The following is a 3108-nucleotide window of genomic DNA, read 5'->3' as shown; positions in this document are numbered from 1 at the left end:
GGCTTCCACATCTGGCCTATCAACCCAGTCGTCTACTGGGAGCCTTAACCAATCAAGTTGGTGGGAATACTCATCTCGAAGCAGGCTTCCCGCTTAGATGCTTTCAGCGGTTATCCTTTCCGAACGTAGCCAACCAGCCATGCCCTTGGCAGAACAACTGGCACACCAGAGGTTCGTCCGTCCCGGTCCTCTCGTACTAGGGACAGCCCTTCTCAATATTCCTACGCGCACAGCGGATAGGGACCGAACTGTCTCACGACGTTCTAAACCCAGCTCGCGTACCGCTTTAATGGGCGAACAGCCCAACCCTTGGGACCGACTCCAGCCCCAGGATGCGACGAGCCGACATCGAGGTGCCAAACCATCCCGTCGATATGGACTCTTGGGGAAGATCAGCCTGTTATCCCCGGGGTACCTTTTATCCGTTGAGCGACAGCGCTTCCACAAGCCACTGCCGGATCACTAGTCCCGACTTTCGTCCCTGCTCGACCCGTCGGTCTCACAGTCAAGCTCCCTTGTGCACTTACACTCAACACCTGATTGCCAACCAGGCTGAGGGAACCTTTGGGCGCCTCCGTTACTCTTTAGGAGGCAACCGCCCCAGTTAAACTACCCATCAGACACTGTCCCTGATCCGGATCACGGACCCAGGTTAGACATCCAGCACGACCAGAGTGGTATTTCAACGACGACTCCACAACCACTGGCGTGGCCGCTTCAAAGTCTCCCACCTATCCTACACAAGCCGAACCGAACACCAATATCAAACTATAGTAAAGGTCCCGGGGTCTTTCCGTCCTGCTGCGCGAAACGAGCATCTTTACTCGTAGTGCAATTTCACCGGGCCTATGGTTGAGACAGTCGAGAAGTCGTTACGCCATTCGTGCAGGTCGGAACTTACCCGACAAGGAATTTCGCTACCTTAGGATGGTTATAGTTACCACCGCCGTTTACTGGCGCTTAAGTTCTCAGCTTCGCCGACCCGAAAGTCAGCTAACCGGTCCCCTTAACGTTCCAGCACCGGGCAGGCGTCAGTCCGTATACATCGCCTTACGGCTTCGCACGGACCTGTGTTTTTAGTAAACAGTCGCTTCTCGCTGGTCTCTGCGGCCACCCCCAGCTCAGACAGTAAATGTCATCACCAGTGATGGCCCCCCTTCTCCCGAAGTTACGGGGGCATTTTGCCGAGTTCCTTAACCATAGTTCACCCGAACGCCTCGGTATTCTCTACCTGACCACCTGAGTCGGTTTAGGGTACGGGCCGCCATGAAACTCGCTAGAGGCTTTTCTCGACAGCATAGGATCATCCACTTCACCACAATCGGCTCGGCATCAGGTCTCAGCCTCAATGTGTGACGGATTTACCTACCACACGGCCTACACCCTTACCCCGGGACAACCACCGCCCGGGCTGGACTACCTTCCTGCGTCACCCCATCGCTTACCTACTACAAGTCTGGTTCATCGGCTCCACCACTACCCTCAACTCCGAAGAGATCGGGCCGGCTTCACGGACTTAGCATCGCCTGATTCAGTACTGGGCGTTTCAAAGCGGGTACCGGAATATCAACCGGTTGTCCATCGACTACGCCTGTCGGCCTCGCCTTAGGTCCCGACTTACCCTGGGCAGATCAGCTTGACCCAGGAACCCTTAGTCAATCGGCGCACACGTTTCTCACGTGTGTATCGCTACTCATGCCTGCATTCTCACTCGTGAACCGTCCACAACTCGCTTCCGCGGCTGCTTCACCCGGCACACGACGCTCCCCTACCCATCCCAGCCCCCGTTAGAGGTATATGCTGGAATGACACGACTTCGGCGGTACGCTTGAGCCCCGCTACATTGTCGGCGCGGAATCACTTGACCAGTGAGCTATTACGCACTCTTTCAAGGGTGGCTGCTTCTAAGCCAACCTCCTGGTTGTCTCTGCGACTCCACATCCTTTCCCACTTAGCGTACGCTTAGGGGCCTTAGTCGATGCTCTGGGCTGTTTCCCTCTCGACCATGGAGCTTATCCCCCACAGTCTCACTGCCGCGCTCTCACTTACCGGCATTCGGAGTTTGGCTAAGGTCAGTAACCCGGTAGGGCCCATCGCCTATCCAGTGCTCTACCTCCGGCAAGAAACACACGACGCTGCACCTAAATGCATTTCGGGGAGAACCAGCTATCACGGAGTTTGATTGGCCTTTCACCCCTAACCACAGGTCATCCCCCAGGTTTTCAACCCTGGTGGGTTCGGTCCTCCACGAAGTCTTACCTCCGCTTCAACCTGCCCATGGCTAGATCACTCCGCTTCGGGTCTTGAGCGCGCTACTAAACCGCCCTATTCGGACTCGCTTTCGCTACGGCTTCCCCACACGGGTTAACCTCGCAACACACCGCAAACTCGCAGGCTCATTCTTCAAAAGGCACGCAGTCACGACGCACCGAGCAAGCTCGATGCGCGACGCTCCCACGGCTTGTAGGCACACGGTTTCAGGTACTATTTCACTCCGCTCCCGCGGTACTTTTCACCATTCCCTCACGGTACTATCCGCTATCGGTCACCAGGGAATATTTAGGCTTAACGGGTGGTCCCGCCAGATTCACACGGGATTTCTCGGGCCCCGTGCTACTTGGGTGTCTCTTAAACGAGCCGTCAATGTTTCAGCTACGGGGGTCTTACCCTCTACGCCGGACCTTTCGCATGTCCTTCGCCTACATCAACGGTTTCTGACTCGTCTCACAGCCGGCAGACTATGAAAAAGAGATCCCACAACCCCGCATACGCAACCCCTGCCGGGTATCACACGCATACGGTTTGGCCTGATCCAGTTTCGCTCGCCACTACTCCCGGAATCACGGTTGTTTTCTCTTCCTGAGGGTACTGAGATGTTTCACTTCCCCTCGTTCCCTCCACACTGCCTATGTGTTCAGCAGCGGGTGACAGCCCATGACGACTGCCGGGTTTCCCCATTCGGAAACCCCCGGATCAAAGTCTGGTTGACGACTCCCCGGGGACTATCGTGGCCTCCCACGTCCTTCATCGGTTCCTGGTGCCAAGGCATCCACCGTGCGCCCTTAAAAACTTGGCCACAGATGCTCGCGTCCACTGTGCAGTTCTCAA

At 56.2% G+C, this 3108-nt stretch carries 1 rRNA gene; it reads right to left on the bottom strand.

From position 1 onward, the window contains the following. Positions 1-3076 (bottom strand): 23S ribosomal RNA (locus E6P78_RS32320); the annotation flags it as partial. Positions 3077-3108 lie beyond the last annotated feature (32 nt).

The sequence above is a fragment of the Streptomyces sp. A0958 genome (assembly GCF_004795035.1).
Taxonomy (GTDB): domain Bacteria; phylum Actinomycetota; class Actinomycetes; order Streptomycetales; family Streptomycetaceae; genus Streptomyces.
The sequence above is the reverse complement of the archived record's forward strand: the minus strand, read 5'-3'. Positions and strand labels throughout refer to the sequence as shown.